Origin of the sequence: Modestobacter roseus (assembly GCF_007994135.1) — a bacterium.
In the GTDB taxonomy this organism is placed as follows: Bacteria; Actinomycetota; Actinomycetes; order Mycobacteriales; family Geodermatophilaceae; genus Modestobacter; species Modestobacter roseus.
In genome coordinates this window covers 1,241,047-1,265,923 of record NZ_VLKF01000001.1, presented here as the reverse complement: position 1 = coordinate 1,265,923, position 24,877 = coordinate 1,241,047, and the positions used below count along the sequence as shown (strand labels likewise).

Annotated in this window: 21 protein-coding genes; 14 read left to right on the top strand and 7 right to left on the bottom strand. The window is 72.1% G+C overall.

Going from position 1 to position 24,877, the window contains the following annotated elements; all coding sequences use genetic code 11:
* Nucleotides 1–45: 45 nt before the first annotated feature.
* The 4 genes from JD78_RS06075 (at nt 46) to JD78_RS06060 (ending at nt 4,991) form a co-directional block, all read left to right on the top strand.
* Nucleotides 46–1,545: a sugar ABC transporter ATP-binding protein gene (locus JD78_RS06075; protein ID WP_166521029.1), complete on the top strand. Its 1,500-nt coding sequence runs from the start codon at nt 46–48 to the stop codon at nt 1,543–1,545.
* A complete protein-coding gene (locus JD78_RS06070) occupies nt 1,542–2,621 on the top strand; it encodes an ABC transporter permease (RefSeq protein ID WP_153360929.1) in 1,080 nt (359 codons plus the stop codon). Before JD78_RS06075 ends, JD78_RS06070 begins: the two co-directional genes overlap by 4 nt.
* Before the next feature lie 60 nt (nt 2,622–2,681).
* On the top strand, nt 2,682–4,064 hold the full coding sequence (locus tag JD78_RS06065; RefSeq protein ID WP_153360928.1) for an aminomethyltransferase family protein: 1,383 nt from the start codon (nt 2,682–2,684) through the stop codon (nt 4,062–4,064).
* Nucleotides 4,065–4,220: 156 nt separating this feature from the next.
* Nucleotides 4,221–4,991 carry an NAD(P)-dependent oxidoreductase gene (locus JD78_RS06060; RefSeq protein WP_153360978.1) on the top strand — a complete coding sequence of 257 codons (771 nt, stop codon included), beginning with the start codon at nt 4,221–4,223 and terminating at the stop codon, nt 4,989–4,991.
* Nucleotides 4,992–5,677: 686 nt separating this feature from the next.
* Here JD78_RS06060 and JD78_RS06055 read toward each other — a convergent pair.
* Nucleotides 5,678–6,964: an MBL fold metallo-hydrolase gene (locus JD78_RS06055; RefSeq protein ID WP_208103997.1), complete on the bottom strand. Its 1,287-nt coding sequence runs from the start codon at nt 6,962–6,964 to the stop codon at nt 5,678–5,680.
* Nucleotides 6,965–7,346: 382 nt separating this feature from the next.
* A complete protein-coding gene (locus tag JD78_RS06050; RefSeq protein WP_153360976.1) occupies nt 7,347–9,101 on the bottom strand; it encodes an FAD-dependent monooxygenase in 1,755 nt (584 codons plus the stop codon).
* Between the two features lie 282 nt (nt 9,102–9,383).
* Between JD78_RS06050 and JD78_RS06045 the strand changes: the two genes are divergently transcribed.
* Both JD78_RS06045 and JD78_RS06040 read left to right on the top strand, forming a co-directional pair.
* The gene (locus tag JD78_RS06045; RefSeq protein ID WP_153360927.1) at nt 9,384–10,358 is read left to right on the top strand and encodes a LysR family transcriptional regulator; all 975 of its coding nucleotides are present in this window, start codon (nt 9,384–9,386) and stop codon (nt 10,356–10,358) included.
* A gap of 323 nt (nt 10,359–10,681) precedes the next feature.
* The gene (locus JD78_RS06040) at nt 10,682–11,794 is read left to right on the top strand and encodes an alcohol dehydrogenase catalytic domain-containing protein (protein WP_194290485.1); all 1,113 of its coding nucleotides are present in this window, start codon (nt 10,682–10,684) and stop codon (nt 11,792–11,794) included.
* 145 nt (nt 11,795–11,939) lie between these two features.
* Here the strand turns inward: JD78_RS06040 and JD78_RS06035 are convergent, their stop codons facing one another.
* The 4 genes from JD78_RS06035 to JD78_RS06020 all read right to left on the bottom strand — a co-directional run bounded on the left by JD78_RS06035 (nt 11,940) and on the right by JD78_RS06020 (nt 16,892).
* Nucleotides 11,940–12,995, bottom strand: a complete 1,056-nt coding sequence (locus tag JD78_RS06035) for an ABC transporter permease (RefSeq protein WP_153361911.1) — start codon at nt 12,993–12,995, stop codon at nt 11,940–11,942.
* Nucleotides 12,992–14,611: a sugar ABC transporter ATP-binding protein gene (locus tag JD78_RS06030; RefSeq protein ID WP_153361912.1), complete on the bottom strand. Its 1,620-nt coding sequence runs from the start codon at nt 14,609–14,611 to the stop codon at nt 12,992–12,994. Before JD78_RS06030 ends, JD78_RS06035 begins: the two co-directional genes overlap by 4 nt.
* A 62-nt stretch (nt 14,612–14,673) precedes the next feature.
* Nucleotides 14,674–15,846 (bottom strand): sugar ABC transporter substrate-binding protein, encoded by a 1,173-nt coding sequence (locus tag JD78_RS06025; protein ID WP_153361913.1) that lies wholly within the window; start codon nt 15,844–15,846, stop codon nt 14,674–14,676.
* A gap of 107 nt (nt 15,847–15,953) precedes the next feature.
* A complete protein-coding gene (locus JD78_RS06020; protein ID WP_153361914.1) occupies nt 15,954–16,892 on the bottom strand; it encodes a LysR family transcriptional regulator in 939 nt (312 codons plus the stop codon).
* Nucleotides 16,893–16,977: 85 nt separating this feature from the next.
* Here JD78_RS06020 and JD78_RS06015 point away from each other — a divergent pair, with 85 nt between their 5' ends.
* Genes JD78_RS06015 through JD78_RS05980 form a run of 8 tightly spaced genes read left to right on the top strand, consistent with a single transcriptional unit; the run spans nt 16,978 to nt 23,551 of the window.
* Nucleotides 16,978–17,976, top strand: coding sequence for a cyclase family protein (locus JD78_RS06015; RefSeq protein ID WP_153361915.1), 999 nt, complete (start codon nt 16,978–16,980; stop codon nt 17,974–17,976).
* 30 nt (nt 17,977–18,006) lie between these two features.
* Nucleotides 18,007–19,137, top strand: coding sequence for an FAD-dependent oxidoreductase (locus JD78_RS06010; protein ID WP_153361916.1), 1,131 nt, complete (start codon nt 18,007–18,009; stop codon nt 19,135–19,137).
* Nucleotides 19,138–19,154: 17 nt separating this feature from the next.
* Entirely contained in the window at nt 19,155–20,093 is a 939-nt protein-coding gene (locus JD78_RS06005) for a VOC family protein (RefSeq protein WP_153361917.1), read from the top strand.
* Nucleotides 20,093–21,058 (top strand): fumarylacetoacetate hydrolase family protein, encoded by a 966-nt coding sequence (locus JD78_RS06000; RefSeq protein WP_153361918.1) that lies wholly within the window; start codon nt 20,093–20,095, stop codon nt 21,056–21,058. Before JD78_RS06005 ends, JD78_RS06000 begins: the two co-directional genes overlap by 1 nt.
* Nucleotides 21,055–21,801 carry an SDR family NAD(P)-dependent oxidoreductase gene (locus tag JD78_RS05995; protein ID WP_153361919.1) on the top strand — a complete coding sequence of 249 codons (747 nt, stop codon included), beginning with the start codon at nt 21,055–21,057 and terminating at the stop codon, nt 21,799–21,801. Before JD78_RS06000 ends, JD78_RS05995 begins: the two co-directional genes overlap by 4 nt.
* On the top strand, nt 21,798–21,935 hold the full coding sequence (locus JD78_RS05990) for a hypothetical protein (protein WP_153361920.1): 138 nt from the start codon (nt 21,798–21,800) through the stop codon (nt 21,933–21,935). The genes JD78_RS05995 and JD78_RS05990 overlap by 4 nt, the downstream gene beginning before the upstream one ends.
* Nucleotides 21,936–21,957: 22 nt before the next feature.
* Nucleotides 21,958–23,142, top strand: coding sequence for an alpha/beta hydrolase family protein (locus JD78_RS05985; RefSeq protein ID WP_153361921.1), 1,185 nt, complete (start codon nt 21,958–21,960; stop codon nt 23,140–23,142).
* A gap of 13 nt (nt 23,143–23,155) precedes the next feature.
* Entirely contained in the window at nt 23,156–23,551 is a 396-nt protein-coding gene (locus JD78_RS05980) for a VOC family protein (protein WP_228395348.1), read from the top strand.
* A 102-nt stretch (nt 23,552–23,653) separates the two neighbouring features.
* Here the strand turns inward: JD78_RS05980 and JD78_RS05975 are convergent, their stop codons facing one another.
* Nucleotides 23,654–24,823 (bottom strand): MBL fold metallo-hydrolase, encoded by a 1,170-nt coding sequence (locus JD78_RS05975; protein WP_228395346.1) that lies wholly within the window; start codon nt 24,821–24,823, stop codon nt 23,654–23,656.
* Nucleotides 24,824–24,877: the final 54 nt, after the last annotated feature.

The following is a 24,877-nucleotide window of genomic DNA, read 5'->3' as shown; positions in this document are numbered from 1 at the left end:
TCGGCGCCCGCCCGGGGCGCCGGCCAGGCGGGCGGGGACCCGCTGATGCGAGCCACCGGGATCGTCAAGGACTTCCCGGGACTGCGCGCACTCGACGACGTCTCCCTCGACGTGCGCAGCGGCGAGATCGTGGCGATCGTCGGCCACAACGGCTCCGGGAAGTCGACGCTCGTCAAGATCCTCGCCGGTGTCCACACCGCCGACGAGGGCACCGTCTCCTTCGCCGGCGGAGGAGACGAAGCGACCGAACTCCACATCATCCACCAGGACCTGGGACTCGTCTCGGAGTTCACCGCGGTCGAGAACCTCGGGGTCGGTGCACCGGGTGGGTTGGCGCCCACGCGCCGGCGTCATGAGCGGGAACGGGCGCGCGAGCTCATCTCCCGCTTCGGGGAAGCCTTCGACGTCGACCTGCCGATCAGCAGACTCGCACCGGCGCAGCGGTCGATCATCGCGATCGCGCGCGCCCTGGACGGCTGGACGCACGCGAGGAACGTGCTCATCCTCGACGAGCCCACCGAAGCCCTGCACGCCACCGAGGTCGAGATCCTCGTCAACGCCGTGCGCCGGGTCGCCGACGCGGGCGCGGGCGTCGTCTTCATCTCCCACCGCCTGGACGAGGTCCTCGGCATCGCCGACCGCGTCGTGGTGCTCCGAGACGGCCGCAAGGTCTCCGACGTCGCCGCGGTCTCGCTGGACCACGACGCACTCGTCGAGCTGGTGACAGGGGCGGCCGCGCACGAGGAGGAGAGCCCGGTCGACAGATCCCCCGCCGGCGACATCGTGCTCGACATCGCCGGCCTGCGAGCGCCCGGCGTGCGAGGCATCGACCTCCAGCTGCGCGCGGGCGAGGTCGTCGGTGTCGCGGGGGTCCTCGGATCGGGTCGCGATCTGCTGCCCTCCCTCGTGTTCGGCGGCACCAGGGCGGACGCCGACCACTACTGGCTGTCGGGCACGTCCTATCCCGACCGCACCCCGCGGGAGAGCGTCCGCCGCGGCCTGGCGTTCGTGGCCGGCGACCGGGCTCGCTACGGCGGGATCCGCGCGATGAACGCGCGCGAGAACATGACCCTGCCCGAGCTGGGGAGCCTGACGGGACCCGGGGGCGCGCTCCGCTCCGCCGCGGAGCAGCGGCTCGCCCGCGCCCTGGTCGATCGGTACGACGTCCGGCCGGCGCGACCCGAGCAGGCGTTCGCCCGGTTCAGCGGCGGCAACCAGCAGAAGATCGTGTTCGCCAAGTGGCTGCGCAACGACCCGCGGGTGCTGCTGCTGGAGGAACCGACGCAGGGCGTCGACATCGGTGCCAAGCAGGCCCTGTACGCCGAGATCGACCAGGCGGCGGCCCGCGGCACGGCCGTGCTGGTGTGCTCGTCGGACGCCAAGGAACTGGTCCGGCTGTGCGACCGCGTGCTGGTCATGCGCGAGGGGCAGATCGTCGCCGAGTTGTCGGGCGAGCAGTTGACCGAGTCGGAGCTGGTGCTCCAGGGCTACGGACTGGCGCGGGCGACCGTGCCGCCGGCGATGAGAGACGGGGAGCACCCATGAGCAGCAGCGAGGTGACGACCAACCAGAAGCGGCTCCGGTTGCTGTCGTTCCGGAACATCAGCGCGATCTACATCTTCGTGTTCATCTTCGTGGTGTTCTCGCTCGTGACGCCGCAGACCTTCTTGCAGGAGGGGGTGTGGCGCACTCTCCTGGACGCCCAGGCGATCACCGTCATCGCGGCGATCGGGGTGATGATCCCGCTGGTCACGGGCTCGTTCAACCTCGCCATCGGCGCTGAGGTGGGCTTCGCCGGCATCCTCGTCGCGGTGCTCCAGGTCAAGGCCGGCATCCCGTTCGCCATGGCCATCCCGCTCACCCTGCTGGCGGGGGCCCTCGTCGGCCTCGTCTCGGGACTCATCATCACGAAGGGCCGCATCGACTCGTTCATCGCGACCCTCGGGCTCAGCTCGATCCTGCTCGCGGCTCTGGCATGGATGTCCTCCAGCCAGCAGGTCGTGGGGCTGCAGGAGGGCTTCCGGAGCATCGCGACGAGCAGATTGCTCGGCATCACGGTGCCGGCCTACGTGATGCTCGTGCTGGCGTTCGTCGTCTGGTACGTGCTCGAGCGCACCCCGGTGGGACGCCGGATGTACGCCGCGGGCTACAACCCGGACGGCGCCCGGCTCGCGGGCGTGCACGTGGTCCGCCTCCGCATCGGCGCCCTGGTTGCGGGTGGGGCGATCGCCGCGATGGCCGGTGTGCTGCTGACCTCCAGACTCAACACGGGCGAGCCGACGGTCGGACCCGGCCTGCTGCTGCCCGCGCTGACCGCGGTGTTCCTCGGCTCCACGCAGTTCAAGGGCGGCCGGTTCAACGTGTGGGGGACGGTGATCGCCGTCTACGTGCTCGCCACGGGCATCAAGGGTCTCCAGCTGATCGGGGGGCCGCCCTGGATCAGCGACCTGTTCAACGGCATCGCACTCCTCGCTGCCGTGGGGCTCTCCCAGTGGGAGAAACCGTCTGCCCGCACCGGCGCCATCCGCCGCGCCTTCCCCTTCGGCCGACGTCAGGGAGGCGACGAGGCGGAGGGATCAGCGCCTCCCGCGCCCGAGCGGGCGGAGAGCCTCACCCGGTGAGGCTCTCCGATCCCGGCCGCAACGAGACGGCAATGCCCAGCACCCCGAGAGAGGACGACCATGACCGGCACCGCCGACATCCCCCAGACCCTGGAGCAGAAGCTCCAGATGGCCGGTGGCCCTGTGGAGCTCCTGCGCGGACCTGGCCAGCTCGGTCCGTACGTGTTCCCCGGGATCCCGGCGGAGTTCACGAACTGGCGTGACGAGGTACGGGCATGGAAGGACGAGGTCGCGCTCCTCGAGCAGTCGTACCACATGTCCGAGTTGCACCTGCGCGGCACGGACATCGTTCCTTTCCTGTCCACCATCGCGGTGAACAGGTTCGATCCGTTCCCCGTCCGCAAGGCCAAGCAGATCGTCCTGGCCAGTCACGACGGCTACCTCGTCGGCGATGCGATCCTCTTCCACGAGGAGGCCGACTTCCTGCGCGTCGTCGGCGCACCCTTCGCCCTCAACTGGGTGAAGTACCACGCGGAGAACTCCGGCCACGGCGTCACCGCCGAGCTGGATCACAACTGGTCGGTCGTCGAAGCTCCCCGTGACGTGTTCCGCTTCCAGGTCCAGGGGCCGCGCGCGCTTGAGCTGGTGACCGAGGTGGTCGAAGGTCCCCTGCCGGAGGTCGGGTTCTTCTCGGTCGGCGACGTCCGGATCGCGGGGAAGGACATCCGGGCCCTCCGGCACGGCATGGCCGGCACCCCGGGCTTCGAGCTCTACGGCCCCTGGGCGGATCAGGAGGCGGTGCGCGAGGCGTTCCAGGCAGCTGGGGAGAAGTACGGCCTGCGCAAGGTCGGAGCACTCGCCTACGCGACCACTGCCCAGGAATCGGGCTGGCTTCCCCTGCCGCTGCCGGCGATCTACCACGGCGAGCGGATGCGGCCCTACCGGGAGTGGGTCAGTGCCTTCTCCCTGGAGGCGTTCGGGTCACTCGGCGGCAGCTTGTCGTGCGACCGGATCGAGAACTACTACGTCGACCCCATCGAGGCCGGATACGAGCGGCTCGTGGACTGGGACAGGGACTTCCTCGGTCGTGGCGCCCTGGTGGAGCGCGCGGAGAACCAGCGTCGGACGAAGGTCACGCTCGTCTGGAACGACGAGGACGTCGCAGCGGCGATCAATTCGGCACTGTTCGACCCGAAGCTCCCTGCACAGTTCATCGCACTGCCCTCGCCCATGTACTCGACCTGGGCGGCGGACGCCGTCCAGAGCGGTGGCGAGACGATCGGCTTCTCCCAGTACATGTCGTTCTCCGCGAACGCCGGCCACGTCCTCTCGCACGGGATCATCTCCCAGGAGCTGGCCGAGCCCGGAACGGAACTGACCCTGCTGTGGGGCGAACCCGGCAGCAAGCGCGACAACGTCGGCCGCAACCAGCTCCGGGAGATCCGTGCGACAGTCGCCCCGACGCCGTACTTCGCGAAGGTGATCAAGACTGCCAACCGCTAGTGCCACCTGGACGGTCGCCCCATGACCACGACTGGATCGAGGACCGCCCGTGCCTGAGGGGTTCCAGCAGGTGAGCTGCGGTCGGCCGTGCGCCTGGCCGGGGCCGACGCGCCCCGGGACCGCACCGGAGTCGCGGACCCCGCGCAGGCGGTCGTCGTGACTCGCATCGCGATCCTCCATCCGGGACAGATGGGTGCGGCCGTGGGCCGCGCGCTCAGCGATGTGGGGCACCACGTCGGCTGGTTGCCCGCGGGCCGTGGACCCGGCACCCGCCGACGTGCCGAGGAAGCCGGCTTGCACCCGCTCCGGGACCTCGACGATCGAGAGTTCGTCTTCTCCATCTGCCCCCCGGCGGCAGCCCTCGACACTGCCCGGGCCGTTGCCGGCTTCCCTGGCGTGTACGTGGATGCCAATGCCATCAGCCCCGCCACGGCCGGCGCTGTCGCCACCGTCATCCGGGACGCGGGCGGGCAGTACGTCGACGGAGGGGTCATCGGTCCCCCGCCGCGGCTCGCCGGGACGTCGCGCCTCTACCTGTCCGGTCGCCTCGCCACCACGGTCGCCGACGTCTTCGCCGGCACGCGGATCGAGACCGTCGTACTCGAGGGCGGTGACGTGGCGGCCTCTGCGCTCAAGATGACGTATGCGGCGTGGACCAAGATCACCGCGGCGCTGCTGGTGAGCCTGCGGCGTGCAGCCCAGGATCTCGGCGTCGAGGACGCGCTGGTGGCCGAGTGGGCCCGCTCGCAACCCGATCTGGCAGCCCGGTACGCCGCCGCGCTCGATGCAGCGACGCACAAGGGCTGGCGCTGGACAGCGGAGATGCGCGAGATCGCCCTCACCCTCGTGGAAGCTGGCGAGCCTGCCGGTTTCGCCGACGCGGCGGCCCAGCAGTTCAGCCAGTGGCCGCGACCAGCAGACGCCTGACCGCCCGGAGCGCGGCGCTCCGTCCGCCGGTGCTCCGGTGACCGAGGCCCTCGTGTCCGACGGACGACGTGCGTCGTGCCCGTGAACCAGGTGGTGCGGCACGGACGGACGCCGAGATCTGCGGAGCCGGACGCGCTCCCCGACGCGGGGTCGCCCGGATCTCCTGCGGTTGACCGGGTGCGCCCCACAACAGCGTCACCCCGGTCCCCCGCTCGCTGCAGCGGGGGTCGATGGAGCTCAGCGTGAGCACCTTGCGGACGTGGTAGCTGTCGGCCGGGAAGGTCGAGTGGCCCGCCTTATCGCCGTCCTTGGGGATCCAGTCTGCCCAGGCGGGACTGCCCAGCCGTGATGCAGGGCGGGTGGGGGAACTCGAACGGCTGGTAGCTGGGGCCGTCGCCGACGTCACGCTCCTGCCCCGGCCCATCTCGATCGGGCTGCGGTACCGCTCCTCGATCGAGTCGCCGTCCCAGCTTCCCGGGTCGAGCCGGACCCGGGCGGGGTCAGGCGCGGGTCACCTGACGGTGCCGGTCCGCCGGCCCGGTGCACATGGCACGGCCACCGCGCGGCGGAGGCACGTCGACCACGTCCCGGCGGCGGTGGCGCGCTCGTGTCCGAGGAGGCGCCCCGCCGACACGGTCGTCGTGGCGAAGCTCCGGACGGGCGATCGACCCGCAGGCCGAGGACCGTCACCGCACGCGGTAGGCCTGCAGCTCGGTAGCGATGTCGACCGTGCCCGTGTACCCCTGCTGCGCCCACCGCCGCCACGTCGGCACGTGCACCACCTCAGTGGCCAGGTCGCCGATGTGGCTGAGGACGAGGTGCTTCGCAGCAGCCGCTTCAGCGACGGCACCGACCTTCTGCACCTCGACGTGCGACTCGATGAGGTGGTCCTTCAGGGCCGCTGGCCCGTTCCATCCCTGGATGTTGATGGACTCGTGGACCAGGATGTCCGAACCCTCGGCAAGCCTCAACAGGTTCTCGCTGTAGGTGGTGTCACCCGAGAACGTGATGACGCCGTGATCGCTCTCGAAGCGGTAGGCGAACGCGGGGAACACGGGACCATGCGGAACGAGCACGGCACTGACCCGTACCCGATCGTCTTCCATGATCACGAACGGGGCCATGGGAGGAGCGGTGTTCGTGGAGCTGGCGCCCGAGCCGCTGGGCAGCACGATCTCCCGGACGTCGGCCAGCGACCGGGTCTCACGGATCGCCGAGTCACGCATGAACACGTTCGTGCTGTACGCGAGCGCCTTCGCGGAGTGGTCGGTGAGCGCGAGCAAGCCGGGCGTCGGGTCCTCGGGACTGGTCGTCGGCGACGTGCCGCCCCCGAACGTCGGGGGCAGGCCGCCTGCTCCGCCCGGGCCGTACACGGGGATCGGCCCGGCCAGTGCATCGTGCTGCTCCGGTGAGTAGTTCCCGGCGAGCAGGAAGAAGTTGAAGTAGTCCGCCACGTGGTCGGCGTGCAGGTGGGTGATGAACATCGCCGACAGGTCGGCGAAGTCGAGGCGGGCACGGACGTACTGCGTCACCGCAGCCCGCCCGGCGTCCACGAGGTAGTTCTTGCCGTCCACCACCACGACGCTCGACGTGCCCGCCCGCTCGACCGTCGGGGGCGGCCCCCCTTGGGTACCGAGGGTGACGACCCGCATTCCCCGCTTCGGGTGCGGACCGCCGGCAGGGGACGTCGCAGCAGCCGGGCCGGCGGTGGCGACGGCAGCAGCCGTCGCCACCAGGCCAGCACCGCCCACGAGCAGGCCGCGGCGGGACAGGCCCCTGCCCGCGCTCACCTGCGACTCCTCCGACGAGCATGATCCGCACACTTGCGTCTCCTTGATGTGTCGGTGTTCACCATCGATCGACGAGCCGGGCCGAGCGTGCGGTACGAGGACTGCTCCGTTGCCCGCGCCGCCCGCGCGGCCGCTGGTCGCGATCAGCCCCACCGTCAGGCCCGGACTCGTCGCAGCGGACACGGGCCTGCGGTTGCTCCACCTGTTGCGCCTTGGCAGCGCTGCACACGTTGCCGATTTCGGAGACCGCTCGGTTTCTGAGGTCTGGATAGTATCCGGGTTCAGGTGTGACGGTCAACACGTGCACGGCGCGAGAACCTGGTCAGGTCGCGGCGACGGGGGCCGGCCGTCTCGTGCTCGAGCGGTTCGAGCGGTCAGGGAGGCGGTGCCGTCGACGGGCGGGGTCGGGTCCGCCCGTCCCAGGTGTCGATCCACGAGCTCCGCCGCTCACCGGTGTCCCGGCACGGCCGGATGCCGGCAACCCCTGCTGGCAGGACGGCGCGGCACCGGGGCGGGCCGTCGCGCCCCCCCGCCCCTCAGGGCGCGGGAGACCCGACGAACCGGCTCATGCGGCGCTCGACCGGAGCAGCCGGGCGAGCACGGCCTCGACCTCGGCTCCCGCATCCGATCCGGGCGCGCCGTGCGAGCGCCAGGCGACGTAGCCGTCCGGGCGTACGAGGATCGCCCCGTCCTCCGCCACCTCGCGAGCGCGCTGCCACGCGAAGTACAGGTCCTGCGCCGCCGGCCCACCCATCACCACGACCCGCAGGAACGGCAACGCCAAGGCCCGGACCGCCTCCACCCACGCGCCGCCGGTCAGGCCGGTCAGCAAGGTGAACGCGCCGTCACCCACCAGGTCGAGGGTGGAGACGTGCTCGCCGTCGGCACCGACCAGCCACGCGTGCGGCAGCTTCGCTCCCGGCCGCGTGGTCGGCTGCGCGAAGATCTCCGGATCGCGCTCCCAGATCTCGTCGGGCTCATCACCCGGGATGACCGCGTCAGAGGTGTAACGGTGGTTCAGCTCGACCCCCAGGGCGTTGTACTCGTTCTCCTTCAGCTCGAGCACGGCCGCGAGCTCCGACCGCGCCCGCGCCCCCTCGGGTGTGGGGGCGGTGAGCTTCTCGTGGCGAGCAGCACCGCCCGGCACATCCGGGGCGAGTGCTCGGTGCAGGGCCGCGTACTCGCGGCGGGACTGGTTCGCCCGCCCGACGACCTGGCGGCCCACGGGTGCACGCTCCTGGCTGTAGCTGTCCAGCAGCGCCGGCGCAGCACGTCCCCCGAGGACGTACGCGAGCTTCCAGGCCAGGTTGAACGCGTCCTGGATGGAGGTGTTCGAGCCGAGGCCGTTCGACGGTGGGTGCCGGTGCACGGCGTCGCCACCGCAGAAGATGCGCCCTGCGGAGTAGGTGGTCGCCCACGCCTCGTTGACGTACCACGGGCTGATCGCGCCGACCTCCGGCTCGAATGCAGGGTCACCGACGTACGCCTTGATCCTCGCCCGCGCCGTCTCGACGCTCACGTCGGGATCACCCGCCTCGATGTCGAATCCCCAGCCGGCGATCCAGCGATCCCAGGGCCGCACCGCCCGGAGCAGTCCCAGGCCGATCTCGCCGACCGCGGCCGCGTCGTTCACGATCCAGGTCAGCACGCTCTGCCGGTTCCTCATGTACGCGGACAGGTCCCCGCTGAACTGCGCGTAGACCGTGCCGGCCCGCCGCAGCTCGCCCTCCAGGGGCAGGCCGGCGTCCGCTGCGACCCGGGAGCGGGCACCGTCCGCACCGACCAGGTAGCGGACCCGCCGTTCGTACAGCCGCCCGGTGGTGCGGTCCTCGAGCGTCACGGTGACACCCGCGGCGTCCTGCACGCTGGCCCGGTAGGTGGTGTTGAACGAGAACACCGCCCCTCGCTGCGCGGCCGCGTTCACGAGAACGGGTTCCAGCAGGGGCTGCGGCACATCCGCCATGCGACAGGGGCTCGCGGCGCGGTACTCCCCGTAGCGTCCGTCGCCGAGTCCGTAGCTGGAGATCCGCGCGATCTCCGGGCCCCCCAGGCTCATGGCGAAGGTCGTGTCGCCCATGAGCTCCCACGGGGTCGCCTGCGTGCGGACCTCGCCCTCCACCCCCAGACTCCGGAGCACCTCCATCGTGCGCAGATTCGTCACGTGCGCCCGGGGCGAGTCCGCGAGCCAGTTCCGACGATCGACAACCAGGACCCGGACTCCGTAGGTCGCCAGCGCCAGGGCTGTCGTCGCCCCCATGGGTCCGGTGCCCACGACGAGCACGTCGCCGTCGAACTCGCCTCCGGTACCGCTGCCCGTCATCGCGACCATCCCCTCCGCCACCCACCGCTCGTCCGTCGAACCCGGCTCCCCCACGCCGATGTGCACGTTCCAGCGCCGGTCCGGCAGGTCCGCGTCCCCCGTGCTCGGTGGACCCGCCCCAGCGTCGGCACTCGTCCGGATGCCGCCACCCACCGGACGGCGACGGCCGCTGCCTCGTGCCGGTCGAACCCGCTGCTCCCCTCACCGGACGTGGTGACAAGGTGGCACCCGCTCGAGCGCCTGGCCAACGACACTCTCCCAACACCGGTATAGGCGGTCCTTATGGTCCCCAACTTCTCCCTGCGGCAGCTGAGCTACCTGGTCGCGGTGGCCGAGACGGGCTCGATGACCGCCGCTGCGGAGACGGAGCACGTCTCCCAGGCGGCCATCTCGGCAGGCATCCACGACCTCGAACGTGGACTGGGCGCGCAACTCCTGGCCCGCCGCCCGGGGCACGGCGTGACCCTGACGGAGGCCGGCCTCGAGGTCGTCGCCGACGCCCGCCGGGTCCTCGCCGCCGCGGCGGACGTCCAGAGCAGTGCCCGGACCCCGGATGCGGACCTGCGCGGCGTCCTGAGGCTGGGGTGCTACTCGACCCTCGCGCCCCTGTACCTGCCACCGCTGCACGGCACCTTCGCCGTCCAGCACCCGGCGGTGGAGCTCTCGGTCATCGAGGAATCGCAGGAGGAGCTGCGCCGAGCGCTGACCAGCGGCGCCTGCGAGCTCGCGGTCACGTACGACACCGGTCTCGGTCCCGGTCTCGCCACCGAGACCATCCGCAGCCTGCGCCCCTACGCACTCCTGCCGGCGGACCACCGCCTGGCCGCCGAGACCACGGTGACCGTCGAAGACCTCGCCGATGAGCCGCTCGTCGTCTACGCGCAGGGACCCAGCCCCGGCAACACCGAGCAGCTGTTCCGGGATGTCGGCGCCGTCCCCCGCATCGTCCACACGTCTGCGAACATCGAGGTGGTCCGCTGCCTCGTGGCCCGGGGACTGGGCTGGACCCACCTCGTGCAGCGATGGCCGCTGGACGTCAGCCTGGAGGGCGAGCCGCTGGTGTGCATCCCGTTGTCCGGGAACGTGCCGGTCCACCGGGTCGTCGCCGCCTGGCCCGAGCAGGACAGGCTGAGTCGCCGCGCGGCGGCCGTCGTCTCCTTCCTCCACGATGCCGCGCAGCGCATCGGGGGCTTCAGCGACTGCGACCCCGCCCCCGGCGCAGCGCTCGCCTCGTCCGCGGCGCCCCCTGCTCGGTAGCCGGCACCGTCCTCCGCTGCCGGCGGTGCCCGGGACACAAGGATCCCTTATGCCGGGGTTCGGACAGTGTCGCTGGCCACCGGGCTGTGACCGGTGCCACCTTGTCCGCATTCGTTCGCGGACACCGGCACGACCGGTGCCGACGCCCATCGCGACATGCGGTCGGTCCGGAAACGGAACGGCGAGGACGCCCCGGCGCAGGGCCGAGCACCCGGCGCAGTGACACCTCACGTCCGTCCCGCGGCGAGGGCCTCCGGACGCCCCCGGGGACCCGCCATCCGCCAGCGCGGCCTGGCCGGCACCGAGACCCAGGAGTCCTAGTGATGCCGAAGACCATGCGGGCAGCCCGGATGCACGTGCGCGGGGAGCCGCTCACCGTCGACGAGATCGAGGTCCCCACACCCCGGCCCACCGACGTCCTGGTGCAGGTCAAGGCCTGCGGGATCGTGCCCAACCTGGGCAACGTGCTGACCCACTTCACGGACTGGTTCCCGCACACCTCGCTACCGCCGCTGCCCGCGATCTTCGGGCTGGATCCCACCGGTGTCGTCGTCGCACGAGGTGCGCAGGTCCACGGCGTCGACATCGGCCAGCGCGTCTACGTCAACCCCGCCCGGTACTGCGGCGGCTGCCGGTACTGCCGCGCGGGTCAGACCACCTCCTGCAGGTTCTACGCCTTCAACGGCTACTTCGGGTTCAGCGAGGACGCCCGGCAGATGTTCGAGGACTACCCCTACGGGGGCCTCGCGGAGTACATGACCGCGCCGCAGTACAGCCTGGTCACCTTGCCGGACAACGTCTCCCACGAGACCGCCGCGCGCTGGGGTTACCTGGGCACCGGCTACCGCGCGCTGCGCCGGGCCGGCCTCACGTCGTCCGACGTGGTCCTGATCAACGGGATCAGCGGCACTCTCGGCCTGGGGGTCGCCCTCTTCGCACTCGCGCTCGGCGCACGCAAGGTCCTGGGTACGGCGCGCAACCGGGACCTGCTCGACCGGGTCAGGGCCATCGCACCCGGACGCATCGAGGTCCACTCCCTCGAGGACGAGGTCTCGACCGGCGAGTGGACCCGCAGCCTGACCGACGGCGAGGGCGCGGACGTCGTCATCGACGCGCTCGGCCCGGGCGCCCCCCAGGAGTCCTGGCTGGCAGCCCTGGGCGGCCTCCGTCGGGGCGGGCGGCACATCAACATCAGCGCCGTCGCCGGTCACGTCCCGGTGCACGTGCACGAGCTGATGGACAACGACAAGACCATGATCGGATCGGCGTGGTTCACCACGGCCGACGGCCAGGAGATGGCGGACCTGGCAGCGGCGGGGGCGGTCGACCTCTCGGTGTTCGAGCACGAGGTGTTCACCCTCGCCGAGGTGAACAGCGCCTTGTCCGTGCTGCAGAACCGCAACGGCGGCTTCAGCAACTACGTCATCGTCCCGTGATCGTCCCGAGGACGGCGCCGGGTGCCGGCGGCCGCTCGGGCGTCGACGGCCCGCGACCGTGGCGATGCCGCCCTGGCCGGACAGCTGCCTGGCCATCGACCACGGTGCGGGGACCCGCCTGCTCCGGCAGCTCGCGGGATGCCGTTCAGCCGGTGCGGACACCCCGGTGGCGACCCAGGTAGTGCGACAGACCGACGGCCACCAGCAGCGCCGCGCCGTTGAAGACCGGGCTGGCCCAGGCGCTGGCACCGGACAGGGTCAGCCCGCTGACGGCCACCGAGACGAAGAGCACGCCGATGATCGTGCCGACGGCGTTGAAGAACCCCGGCACGACGGCGGTGGCCCCGAGGAACGCCGCCGCCAGCGCCGGGAAGAGCAGACTCGTCCCGTTGTCGGCGGTGGCGCTGCCGGTCCGGGCCAGCTGGAGCACACCGGTGACCCCGGCAAGTGCGCCGGCCAGCACGAACGTCGTCCAGACCGATCGGTCGACCCGCACACCCACGAGCCGCGCGGAGCGGGGGTTCGACCCGATCGCGTAGAGGCTCCGGCCGAACGGGGTCTGGGAGAGCAGGTACCAGAGTGCGACGGTGGCCAGCAGGACGACGAAGACCACGCGGGGCAGCCCGAGCCAGGTCGCACCGCCGAACCGCGGGAGTGCCGGGTCGATGCCGGCCAGGATGGTCTGGCCGCCGGTGTACCACTGGATGAGGCCGCCCAGCAGGGTCGCCATGCCGAGGGTCGTGACGAAGCTGTTGAGCCCGAACCTGGTCACGAGCAGCCCGTTGACCCCTCCGATCACGGCTCCGGTGCCGACGCCGACGGCGATCGCCACACCGAGCGGGAGCGCGTGGAAGCTCATCAGCCCGGCGGTCAGGACGCTCGATGTCGCGGCGATCGCGCCCAGGGAGAAGTCGAAGTACCCCGTGACCAGCGGCAGGATGACCGCCAGGGCGAGGAGCGCGACCACGGACTGGTTGCCCAGCAGGACGCTGGCGTTCTGCGTGGTGAAGAAGGTGGCCGAGCTGTCCGGGTACACCGCGAAGAACGCGATGACCGCCAGCAGCAGGGCCAGCAGTGCGTTGCGCTCGGCGAAGCCCTTCACCCGGGATGACCGCTCCGGGGCGGTGGTGGGGTCGAGGGCACTGCCGCCGGGCCCGTCGCCGGGGGCGGTCTCCACGTGCTCGGTGTTGGCCAGGCTCATCGTCGGTCTCCTCGGGTCGGCGCCGGACCGGTGGCCGGGTCGGTGCTCTGGGTCAGTGCGGTGAGCCGGTCGGCCGTGAGGTCCGGCCCGCTCACCTCGGCCGCCACTCGTCCGTCGCGCAGCACGAGCACGCGATCGCACAGGCCGCACAGCTCGAGGAGGTCCGAGGAGGCCACCAGCACGGCACAGCCGCGCGCCGCGGTCTCCTGCACGGTCCGGTAGATGTCGGACCGGGACATGACGTCGACGCCCTGCGTCGGCTCGTCGAGCAGGAGCAGCGTGGGCTCGCGCCGGAGCCAGCGGGCCAGGATCGCCTTCTGCTGGTTGCCGCCGGACAGTGCCGAGAACGGGACCTCGGACGACGACGCCTTGATCCCGTGCCCACGGATCAGTGCGCGGGCCTCCGCCCGCTCCCGGCGCAGCGCCATCCCCCACGGCCGCCAGTAGCGGCGGAGCACGGTGGCCGACAGGTTGTGCCGGAGCGTGAGGTCGGCGAAGGCGGCTTCACCGCCCCGGTCCTCCGGGACGTAGGCGACCCCGGCCCCGATGCGTGCCGTCGTCGTCGCGGCCGTCGTACCGGCCGATCCGGCCGAGGCGATGCGCACGCTGCCCTCGACGGGCGTGTGCTCGCCGAACACGGTCTTGAGCAGGGAGGTGCGACCCGAACCCACCAGGCCGGTGACGCCGACGATCTCCCCGCGCCGCACCTGCAGGTCGAGCCCGCGCAGCGGGCCCCCCGACAAGCCCGACACCTCGAGCACCACGTCGTCCTGCTCCTCGGCCGGGGCAGGTCGACCACCGCCACCCCCGCCATCAGCCGCCGGGACGCCGGTGCCCGGACCGGCTCCGGTCATCCGGGCCACCAGGTCCCCCTCGGTGGGGCGCGCGGCCACGAGGGACGCCACCGTCCGCCCGTCCCGGAACACGGTGAAGTCGTCGGACACCGCCAGCACCTCCGGCATGCGGTGGCTGACGATCAGCACCGTCTGCCCCCGGTCGGCCCGCCGGCGGACCGCGTCCAGGAGGAGCTGCGACTCGTGCTGGGGCAGGGTCGCGGTGGGCTCGTCGAGGACGAGGACCAGGTGCTGGTCGCTCTCCTGGTCCTGCAGGGCACGGGCGATCGCCACCAGGGTGCGCTGCGCCGGGCGCAGGGCCCTGACCGGGGTGGCGGGCGAGGCGTCGATCTCATAGGTCTCCAACAACCCGGCGACCCGCCGGTGCAGGGCCGCCCAGGACACCCGACCGGCCAGCCCGCGGGGGTAGCCGGCGTCGAGTGCGACGTTCTCCGCGATCGACAGCTCGGGGAACAGGCCCAGGTCCTGGTGGACGAACCGGAGGCCGGCCGCCCGTCCGGCTCGGGCGTCGTAGTCGGCGGCCGACCAGACCGATCCGGCCACCTCGATCCGCCCGGCATCCGCGCGGTGGACGCCGGCGAGCACCTTGATGGTCGTGGACTTGCCGCACCCGTTGCCGCCGACGAGGGCGTGCACGGTGCCGTGCCGGAGGGCCAGGTCGGCACCGTCGAGGGCGAGCGTCGCCCCGAAGCGCTTGGTCATCCCCGTGATCCGGAGGGCGACGTCCGTGGTGGGGGCCGGAGGGGTGTGCGTGGTCGTCATGGTGATCCTCTCGCCGGTGGCCGCGCCCGAGGGCGCGGCCACCGGAACGGACGAGCGGGCGGTCAGACGCCCCAGGCCTCCCGGTAGGCGGCCCGGAAGTCGACCGGCTCGAAGTCCTGGCCCTGCGGCGGGAGCCCGCTCTCCGCGTCGATGACCTGGAAACCGTCGCCCTGGGCCACCGGCTCCTCGCCGTTGAGCACCCGGATCGCGGTGTCCACCGATCCCCAGCCGCCCCACTGGGTGGGGTAGCCGACGATGGCGTCCTGGCCGCCGTCGCTGCGGATCAGCTCCATGTTGGCCACGTTGCCCAGGCCGCTGATGACGTCGAGGTCGGCAGACCGCCCGGACGAGACCACGGCCTGCGCCAGTCCGGCGGGCATCCAGCCACCGAGGGGCACGAAGACCGAGTCGACCTCAGGCGACTGCAGCAGCGCGGTGGAGAACTTCTGCGGCAGCGCACCGGTCATCACGTCGTTGTTGGCGACCTCCAACGTGCCGACGATCTCGCAGCCCTCGCACGTCGCCATCTCCTGCTCGAACCCCTCGGCCAGCCAGGGGCCCCACAGCGGGTCGGTGAAGACCAGGTGGAGCACCTTGGCCTGACCGTCCGTCGTGCCGATCAGCCAGTCGGCCGCGAGCTTGCCCTGCAGTTCGAAGACGTCCCGGACGCCCATCCCCTCGAGCTGGATCCGCTCGCTGGCCCACAGCGGCTGGCCGCCCACCTCGTCGCAGTCGGCACCCCCGCCGCCGACGACCGTGACCCCGGCGTCCTTCGCCTCCTGGAAGGGCTGCTGGACGCTGGCGCAGTCGATGCCCACGGGCACCACGACGTCGGCGTCGGCGCTGATCGCCTGCCGCACGCAGTCACCCCAGCCGTTGGGGTTCAGCTGCCCGTCGCACAGCCGCACGTCCCAGCCCACCGCCTGGGCCGCTTCCTGCACGGCGGCCGTCGGTGTGGAACAGCTCGGGATCTGCTCACCGCAGGAGACGACCCAGAGGTCGACGTCCTCCGGCGGAGTCGTCGCCGTGGTGGGCGGCGTGCCCATCTGCCCCTCGTAGGCGACCGCGAGCAGGTCCCCCATGGCGACGGGGTCGCCGGCCGCGGAGGTGCTCTGGCTGGCCGAGCTCGCCGAGTCGGCCGGGTCCTCGTCCGAGGAGCCGCAGCCCGTCAGCCCGATCGTGGCGACCAGGGTGAGGACGGCGATCACGCCGGGCCGGCGCATGGAGCGGGTCATCAGCTCTCCTTCGAGGGCGGAGCCCGTCGCCGGTGACGGGCATCACTGCTGTCGAAGTGTCAGCACCGGACCAGCGAAGCGGAAATCACTTATCGCGCTGATCGGTATCAGTCGGATCGATGATCCTCGGGCTGTCCGCCCAGGGCCAGCTCCGCCGCACGCACGACCAGGTCGCGCAGGTAGGAGTGCTCGGGATCGTCGTCGAAGACCGGGTGCCACCACATGGTCTCGATCAGCGGGCCGGCGTCGAAGGGGACGGGGAGGGCGCGGATGCCGGAGTTCAGCGGCAGCTGGTCCACCAGCCGGCGCTGCAGCAGCGCGATCCGACCGCTTCCCGCGACGAGGGCGGGAACGGTCAGGAAGCTCTCGTTCACCACCTGCACCCACGGCTCGATGCCGAGCATGCGCATCTGGCGCGCGGCCGGCGTGGACGCCGTCTGGCCGTGGTAGGTCACCACCCAGGGGAGGGTCTCCAGGTCTGCCACGGTCAGCCCCGCGTCGGCCGCCGGGCTGTCGGCCGCGACGACGCAGACCCACTCGTCGCGGTACAGGTCGTGGTGCGAGAGGTCGCTGACGAAGCCGTGCGGGAGGAGGAGCAGGTCCGCGGTGAGGAGCACCTGGTCCGCCCGCTCGACCATCGCCGGTGAGTGCGGCGTGAGTCGCAGCCTCGTGTGCGGCGCCTCCTCGGCCAGCAGCTCGGCCAGCGTGTCCCCGAGGATGGCCACCACGTAGTCGCTGACGAGCAGCGTGAACTCGCGGGTCGAGGACGCCGGGTCGAACTCGGGCTGGGCCGCGAAGACGCGCTCGACGCCGGACAGGGCGATCCGGGCGAGCTCCTTGAGCTGCACCGCCAGGGGGGTCAGCCGGTACTCGTTCCCCTGGCGGGTCAGCAGCTCGTCGTCGAAGTGCCGGCGCAGGCGCGCGAGGGACGCCGACAGCGCCGGCTGGCTCAGCCCCATCTGCGCCGCGGCCCGCGTGACGCTCCGCTGCTGGAGCAGCGCGTCGAGGGACACGAGCAGGTTGAGGTCCAGGCTGGCGAGGTTCACCGGGCCAGGCTATCGACCGGACTGATGTTCCTCATCAGACATCTCGTCTTCCCTGACCCGTGTGGGCTGCGCCACCGTCGAGGGCGTGCCGCACTCCCCCGAAGGCCTCGACCGGACCGATCCCGAGGGTGCCGTCGCCGCCGCCGCGAAGCGCTGCTCGAACTGGGGGCGCTGGGGTGCCGACGACGTCCTCGGGACGCTGAACTTCCTCGACGAGGCCAAGCGCCTGGAGGGTGCCCGGCTGGTCCGGCGCGGGGTGAGCTTCTCGCTGTCCCAGTCCTTCGACATGGACGGCCCGCAGAAGGGCTGGCGCCGTCGCACCAACCCGGTGCACACGATGCTGGACACCGGGACCGACGCCGAGCGCGGTGTGCAGGGGTTCCCGCACGGGATCGGCGGGGCGGACGACGTGATCGCCATGCCGCTGCAGGCCTCGACCCAGTGGGACGGCCTCGGTCACATCTTCGATCACGGGATGGCCTGGAACGGCCGCCGCGCCGGTGACGTCGTCACCAGCGACGGGGACCGGGTGACCGGCATCGAGACCGCGGCGGCGCACATCGCCGGTCGCGGCGTGCTGCTCGACGTCGGTCGGGCGATCGGCACCGACGGCGAACTGCCCGACGGCTTCGCCATCACCGCCGAGCACCTGGCGGCCACCATCGCCGCACAGGGCGAGACCGCGCGGGTGGGACGTGGCGACCTGCTGCTGGTGCGCACCGGCCGGCTGACCCGCGCCCGGCGCGACATCGCCGAGGGCCGGGGCTGGGGTGACTACGCCGGCGGGGACTCCCCCGGCCTGTCGTTCACCACCGCCGACTGGCTGCACGACACCGAGATCGCCGGCATCGCCACCGACACCTGGGGATTCGAGGTGCGGCCCAACGAGTTCGACGTCGCCTTCCAGCCGCTGCACCAGGTCTGCATCCCCAACATCGGGCTCTTCCTCGGGGAGATGTGGGACCTGGACGCGCTGGCCGCCGACTGCGCGGTCGACGGCGTCTGGGACTTCTTCCTCACCGCGGCGCCGCTGCCCGTGACCGGCGCCGTCGGCGCCCCGGTCAACCCCATCGCGGTCAAGTGACCGGCAACGCAGAGACGAGGGAGTCCTGACATGCCTGCTGTGAACAACGTCCTGGTGGTCGGTAGCGGCCTCGCCGGGGCGGCCACCGCCATCCACCTCGCATCCCGGGGCGTGGCCGTGGACCTCGTCGAGATCAAGCCGGACGCGGCCGCCCTCGGCTCCGGCATCACGCTGCAGGGCAACGCCCTCCGCGAACTGCGGTCGCTCGGTGTCTGGGAGCAGGCCGAGGCAGCCGGCTACGCCTTCGACGTCACCGGCATCCGCGCGCCCGACCCCTTCGGCACCGTCGTGGCCGAGATCCCGGACGCCAAGACCGGCGGCCCGGACCTGCCGGCCGTGATGGGCATGCCCCGGCCGGAGCTCGCCCGCATCCTGTGCGGTCGGGCGACCGAGGTCGGCGTGAAGCTGCGGTACGGGACCACGTTCACCGAGCTCACCCAGGACGACACGGGTGTCGACGTCACCTTCTCCGACCACTCGACGGGCCGCTACGACCTGGTGGTCGGCGCCGACGGCATCCGCTCGTGGACCCGCCGGGCGCTGGGGATCAACCTGGAGACCCGCTCGATCGGCATGGGCATCTGGCGGGCCTTCGGGCCCCGGCCGGCGAGCGTCACCCGCACCGACCTGATCTACGGCGGGCCGTCGTTCATCGCCGGCTACTGCCCCACCAGCGAGGACTCGCTGTACGCGTACATCGTCGAGCCCGCGCAGGACCGCAGCGGGCTGACCCCCGACGAGCAGCTGGCCACCATGCGCCGGCTGTCCGAGGCCTACCACGGCCCGTGGGACGAGATCCGCGAGACGCTCACCGACCCGTCCCGGGTCAACTACACCTGGTTCGAGACGCACGTGCTCGAGCAGCCGTGGAACCGCGGCCGGGTGGTGCTGATCGGCGACGCCGCGCACACCTGCCCGCCCACCATCGCGCAGGGCGGCGCGATGGCCCTGGAGGACGCCGTCGTCCTGGCCGAGCTGCTCACCGAGCGCACCGCGCTGGACCAGGACCTGTGGAACGCCTTCATGGCGCGCCGGTTCGAGCGGGCCAGCACCGTCGTCGAGGCGTCCAACTCCCTCGCCCAGTGGCAACTGGACCACGTCCAGGGCGACATCCCCGCCCTCATGCGGTCCATCGCCGCACTCACCAGCCAGCCCGCCTGAGCAGAGGACCCCGTGCCATGACCGAACGCCTCATCACCCACCTGCGGCACGTCGACCTCGCCGTGCCCGACTTCGACAAGCAGCTCGGCTTCTACTCCGGTACCTGGGGGCTGCGGACGGAGCACACCGACTCCGGGCTGGCCTACCTGGCCGCCGAGGGCTCGCCGGAGCAGTACATCGTCCGGCTGCGGCAGTCCGCCGACAAGCGGATCGACCTCATCTCCTTCGGCACGGCGACCGCTGCCGACGTCGACACCCTGGCCGGGCAGCTGGCTGCCGACGGGGTCCAGCTGATCGGTGAGCCGGACACCCTGCAGACCCCCGGGGGCGGCTACGGCTTCCGGTTCTTCGACAACGAGGGCCGCACCGTCGAGATCAGCTCCGACGTCGAGGCGCGGCAGCACCGCACCATCGAGGAGGGCGAGTCGATCCCGGTCCGGCTGTCCCACGTGGTGCTCAACTCCGCCGACCCCGAGGGCACCGTCGCCTTCTACGAGAAGCACCTGGCCTTCGCCCTGTCCGACACCCTGATGCACCCGCGGATGGGCAACATGATGTGGTTCATGCGCACGAACGCCTGGCACCACAGCATGGCGGTCGCCCGGGGTCCCCACCCCTCCCTGCACCACGCCTCGTTCGAGATGCGCGGCATCGACGAGTACATGCGCGGCACCGGCCGGCTGCTGCGCGCCGGCGTGGAGAAGATCTGGGGGCCGGGCCGGCACATGGCCGGCAACAACACCTTCAGCTACTTCCTCGACCCGCACGGCAACACCGTCGAGTACACGACCGAGCTCGAGGTGCTGGACGAGGACACCTGGCACCCGCACCTCTACGACTTCACCAACCCCGAGGTCTCCGACCAGTGGGGCACCGCGAACGCGATGAACGAGTTCGTCGCCCAGCGTTCGTTCAACGACCCCGACAAGGGTCTGTTCGTCGCCCCTCCCGTCTGATGCGGTTCGCCACCTACCAGCTGCACGGCGTCGTGTCGGCCGGTGTCGTCGACGGCGACGACGTGCACCCGCTGCCGGCCGGGACGACGGTGCTCGATCTGGTGCGCGCCGGCCTGCCGGCGGCCCTGGAGGCAGGTGCCCGGGCGATGGCCGGACCGCCGGTCCCGCTGGACGACGTCCGGCTGCTGCCGCCGCTGCAGGCGCCGACCGTGCGGGACTTCGTCGCCTTCGAGGAGCACGTCGAGGGCGTCCGCAAGGCGATCGACGGCGTCGCCGGGGTGGTGCCGGAGTGGTACCAGGCACCGACCTTCTACTTCACCAACCCCTACGCCCTGGTCGGCGCGCACGACGACGTCGCCGTCCCACCCGGTTCCGAGCGGTTCGACTTCGAGCTCGAGGTCGCCGTCGTGGTGGGCCGGGACGGCGCCTCGCTGACCCCGGCCCAGGCCCGCGAGCACGTCTTCGGCTACACCGTGCTCAACGACTGGTCGGCCCGCGACCTGCAGGCCCGGGAGATGAAGGTCAACCTGGGCCCGGCCAAGGGCAAGGACTCGGCCAGCACCCTGGGTCCCTGGCTGGTCACCGCCGACGAACTGGAGCCCTTCCGGGACGACGACGGCTTCCTGGCCCTGGACCTGCGGGTGTCGGTCAACGGCACCGAGATCGGCCGGGACCTGCTGTCGAACATGGGCTGGCCGTTCGAAGAGCTCATCTCCTACGCCTCCCGCGGCACCGAGGTCCGGGCCGGGGACGTGCTGGGTTCGGGCACCTGCGGCAACGGCGGCTGCCTCGCCGAGCTCTGGGGCACCCGCGGCGACACCGCTCCCCCGCCGCTGCAGCCCGGCGACGTCGTCGAGATGACCGTCGAGGGCATCGGCACCATCCGGAACCGGGTCGTCGCCGGCGTCGACCTGCCCCCCGTGGTGCCGGCCCGGCCGCGCCCCCGGACCCGCGCCCGGTCGTGACGCTCACCGGCAAGGTCGTCGTGGTCACCGGCGCCGGGCGGGGTCAGGGCGCGGCCGAGGTCCGGCTGCTGGTCGCCCGCGGGGCGCACGTCACCGCCGTCGACCTCGGGGAGGCACCCGCGGAGGACCTGCCCGGGGTCGGCTACCGGCAGCTGGACGTCACCGATGCCGCCGGCTGGGCGACGCTGGCGGACCAGCTGCACGCCCGGCACGGACGGGTGGACGGGCTGGTGGCCAACGCCGGCGTCACCGGGCGCGCGCGGCTGCTCGACGTCGACCCGGCGGACCTCACCAGGGTCGCCGACGTCAACGTCACCGGCACGCTGCTCGGCATCCAGGCGCTCGCCCCGCTGATGCCCGCCGGCGCGTCGGTCGTCGTGGTCGGCTCGGTGGCCGCCCTCACCGGCCACTTCCCGGTCGCCTACACGGCGAGCAAGTGGGCGCTGCGCGGGCTGGCGAAGGCGGCCTGCCTGGAGCTCGGGCCGCGCGGCATCCGGGTCAACACCGTGCACCCCGGCTACGTGGAGACCCCGATGACCGCCTCGGCGGCGCCGGCGTTCCGGCAGGCGAACATCGCCGAGACCCCGCTGGGGCGCACCGGCACGGTCGACGACGTCGCCCCGCTGGTCGCCTTCCTGCTCAGCGACGACGCCTCCTTCATCAGCGGCGCGGAGATCCCGGTCGACGGCGGGATGACCGCCCACGGCGGCGTCAAGTCGATCAGCGACGCGGTGCGCGGGTGACCGGCCACCCGGCCGGCACGGTCGTGCTCATCACCGCCACCGCCGGTGGGCAGGGCCGCGCGGCGTCCCCCGTCACCGGCACCGACCCGGTGGTGGACGGCGGCTGGTCCGCCATCCTCCCCGGCCCCTGCTGACCACCCTGAGAGAGGACCACCCGTGTTCGAGTACTTCCCCACCGGCCCCTACACCTGGAACCTCGGCGTCGTCGCGACGCTGAACTCCGGGGGCCTGATCGACGAGGTCGACCGGGCCTGCCGGCCGATCAAGGACGCCGCCAACGCCGGCGAGGACGCCGGCACGCCGGACTTCCTGCGCGCGTGGACGGCGCTGACCGACCAGCTGGTGGCCCAGGCCGAGGACGCCGAGGAGGCCGGGCACGCCCGCACCGCCGGGCAGCTGTACTTCCGGGCCAGCAACTACCTCGCCCAGGCCGAGCGGATGCTCGCCCACTCCGACCCGAACCGGGTGCCCACCTACCGGCGGATGCTGGGCATCGCGCAGAAGGCCTTCGAGCTGCACAGCCCGCGCGTGTCCCGGGTCGAGATCCCGTACGAGGGCGCCACGCTGCCGGCCTACTTCAGCGCCGCACCGGCCACCGACGACGGTCCCGCGCCGGTCGTCGTGCTGGTCAACGGGCTGGACAGCACCAAGGAGCACATGTACGCCTCCAACCACTGGGAGGAGCTGGCCGCCCGGGGCATCTCCTGCCTGATGCTCGACCAGCCCGGCACCGGGGAGTCGCTGCGGCTGCAGGGGATCACGGCCCGGATCGACGCGGAGGCGTGGGCCGGTGCGGCGGTGGACTGGCTGGAGACCCGCAGCGACGTCGACGCCGCGCGCATCGGCATCGTGGGCTGGTCGCTGGGTGGCTACTACGCCCCCCGCGCGGCGGCCTTCGAGAAGCGGTTCGCCCTCTGCGTCGCCTGGGGCGCCAACCACAACTGGGGGGCCGTCCAGCGCCGCCGGAAGGAGCGCGAGGGCGAACGCCCGGTGCCGCACTACTGGTCGCACGTGCTCTGGGTGTGGGGCCAGGACGGCGACGAGAACGACCTCGACGGCTTCCTCGACTTCGCCGACGCCGTCCACCTCGACGGCGTGGTCGAGCAGATCACCGTGCCGTTCCTGATCGCCCACGGCGAGAACGACCGGCAGATCCCGCTGGAGTACGCGCACCGCTCCCACGAGCAGGCGGTCAACTCCCCCAAGTGCGAGCTGCGGGTGTTCACCCCCGAGGAGGGCGCGACCGAGCACATCGGCCTGGACCACCTGCCGCACGTCAGCACGTTCGTCGCCGACTGGGTGGCCGACACCTTCGCCGAGCTCGCCGCGGACCGGGGCTGAGCGACGCGTGGGCATGCTCTTCGTCAACCTGCCGGTGCGTGACCTCGGGGTCTCGCGCGAGTTCTACACCGCGCTGGGTCTGCGGGTGCACGAGCAGTTCTCCGACGAGCGGACGCTGGCCGTGGTGCTCAGTGACGAGGTCGCGCTGATGCTGCAGCTCGCGGAGCACCTCGCCGAGCGGGTTCCCGGCCCCCTGGGCGAGCCCACCACCGGGGTGACCGCGGTGCTCTGCCTGACCGTCGACAGCCGGGAGCGGGTCGACGAGCTGGTGACCGCCGCCGTCGCCGCCGGCGGCCGCCGGGGCCTGGACACCCGCAGCGACGGCCTCCGCTACGTGGGCAGCTTCACCGACCCCGACGGGCACGCCTGGGAAGCGATGCTGATGGGGCAGACGCACGTCGTCAACTGAGCGGTCGCGGGGCCCGCACGGGCCCCGCGACCTGTCCCCCGTCGACGGCCCGCGGTCGCACCGGGCCGGCGCTGGTGGCCCAGCGCCGGCCCCGAGCGGGGCTCAGCGACCGATGCCGAGCTGCAGCAGGTCCTCCCCCACGATCAGGCGCCCGGAGTAGCCGTGCTGGGCTGCGGCCCAGCGCCTGCGGGAGCTGTCGGCGGGGACGAGGTGGTTGAGGACGAGGTTCCGCGCGCCCGCGGGCTCGGCGACGTCCCGGCCCACCTGCTCGATGGTGGTGTGCGCGGCGATCAGGTGCTCGCGCAGCGGGCCCCCGATCGCCGGCGGCAGGCTGGCCACGATCTGGTCGACGTAGGCCGGGTCGATGACCTCGTGGACCAGGTAGTCGGTGTCGCGGGCGAGGTCGATGAGGTTCGCGCTGACCGTGGTGTCGCCGGAGACGACGACCGATCCGTCCGGGGTGTCGAAGCGGTAGGCGAACGCCGGTGCGGTCGGGTGGTGGTCGACGAGCGTCGCGGTGATCCTGACGTCGCCGTCCTGCCACACCTCGATGGGACGGTCCAGGCGCGGCGGCGTGCCCGCCGGGTCGACGTCCCAGATCCCGGTCAGGTCGATGTCCTGCACGTGGAAGAGGCTCTCCGGTCCGGGGAAGTTGCTGTCCCTGGTCCGGTCGTTGAAGTCCTGGGAGAAGGCCTGGCGGAGGTAGCCGGTCATCCCGGAGATGCCGGCCGTCGGCTGCTCCGGGTTGACGACCTCCGGGACCGCACGGCCGGGAGGGAACACCCGTGGCAGGGTGCCCCGGTCCCCCGGGCCGAAGACCTCGATGACGCTGCCCTGCGGACGGCCCACCGCGTTCATCGGGCCGGTGGCGTAGACAGCCGGCCAGTCGGTGGTGTGGTCGCTGTGCAGGTGGGTGAAGAAGATGCCGCGGACCTGGGACAGCGACGCCGCCCCGGTACCCAGCGGGGACAGCCCACTCTCGATCAGGCGCCGGTACGCACCGAGCCCCAGGTCCACCACGTACACCCTGTCCTCGTAGACCACAGCGGTCGAGACGCCGTAGTGGTCGTGGCTCTGGTGGACGGGACCGCCGGCCGTCCCGAGCAGGACCAGCCGGGTGCGGTTCCGGACCGGGCGGTGTCCGCGACCGCGCGGCGCCGCCTGAGCGCTCCCCAGGCCAGCAGCGACCATGCCACCGGCGGCGGCGGTCACTCCCAGCGCCTGCAGGAAGCGGCGGCGGCTGGACTCCGGCAGCGCGGAGACATCGCTCATCGCGCGCGAGACGGCATCACACATGTACTTCTCCGATCGTCGATGACGGCAGCG

Coding starts and splice junctions, on each gene's coding strand:
- JD78_RS06000 (WP_153361918.1), top strand. CDS start 20,093: ATGCGGTTCGCCACCTACCAGCTGCACGGCGTCGTGTCGGCCGGTGTC.
- JD78_RS06065 (WP_153360928.1), top strand. CDS start 2,682: ATGACCGGCACCGCCGACATCCCCCAGACCCTGGAGCAGAAGCTCCAG.
- JD78_RS06035 (WP_153361911.1), bottom strand. CDS start 12,995: ATGAGCCTGGCCAACACCGAGCACGTGGAGACCGCCCCCGGCGACGGG.
- JD78_RS06070 (WP_153360929.1), top strand. CDS start 1,542: ATGAGCAGCAGCGAGGTGACGACCAACCAGAAGCGGCTCCGGTTGCTG.
- JD78_RS06025 (WP_153361913.1), bottom strand. CDS start 15,846: ATGACCCGCTCCATGCGCCGGCCCGGCGTGATCGCCGTCCTCACCCTG.
- JD78_RS06030 (WP_153361912.1), bottom strand. CDS start 14,611: ATGACGACCACGCACACCCCTCCGGCCCCCACCACGGACGTCGCCCTC.
- JD78_RS05975 (WP_228395346.1), bottom strand. CDS start 24,823: ATGAGCGATGTCTCCGCGCTGCCGGAGTCCAGCCGCCGCCGCTTCCTG.
- JD78_RS06075 (WP_166521029.1), top strand. CDS start 46: ATGCGAGCCACCGGGATCGTCAAGGACTTCCCGGGACTGCGCGCACTC.
- JD78_RS06005 (WP_153361917.1), top strand. CDS start 19,155: ATGACCGAACGCCTCATCACCCACCTGCGGCACGTCGACCTCGCCGTG.
- JD78_RS06010 (WP_153361916.1), top strand. CDS start 18,007: ATGCCTGCTGTGAACAACGTCCTGGTGGTCGGTAGCGGCCTCGCCGGG.
- JD78_RS05980 (WP_228395348.1), top strand. CDS start 23,156: ATGCTCTTCGTCAACCTGCCGGTGCGTGACCTCGGGGTCTCGCGCGAG.
- JD78_RS06040 (WP_194290485.1), top strand. CDS start 10,682: ATGCCGAAGACCATGCGGGCAGCCCGGATGCACGTGCGCGGGGAGCCG.
- JD78_RS06045 (WP_153360927.1), top strand. CDS start 9,384: ATGGTCCCCAACTTCTCCCTGCGGCAGCTGAGCTACCTGGTCGCGGTG.
- JD78_RS06050 (WP_153360976.1), bottom strand. CDS start 9,101: ATGACGGGCAGCGGTACCGGAGGCGAGTTCGACGGCGACGTGCTCGTC.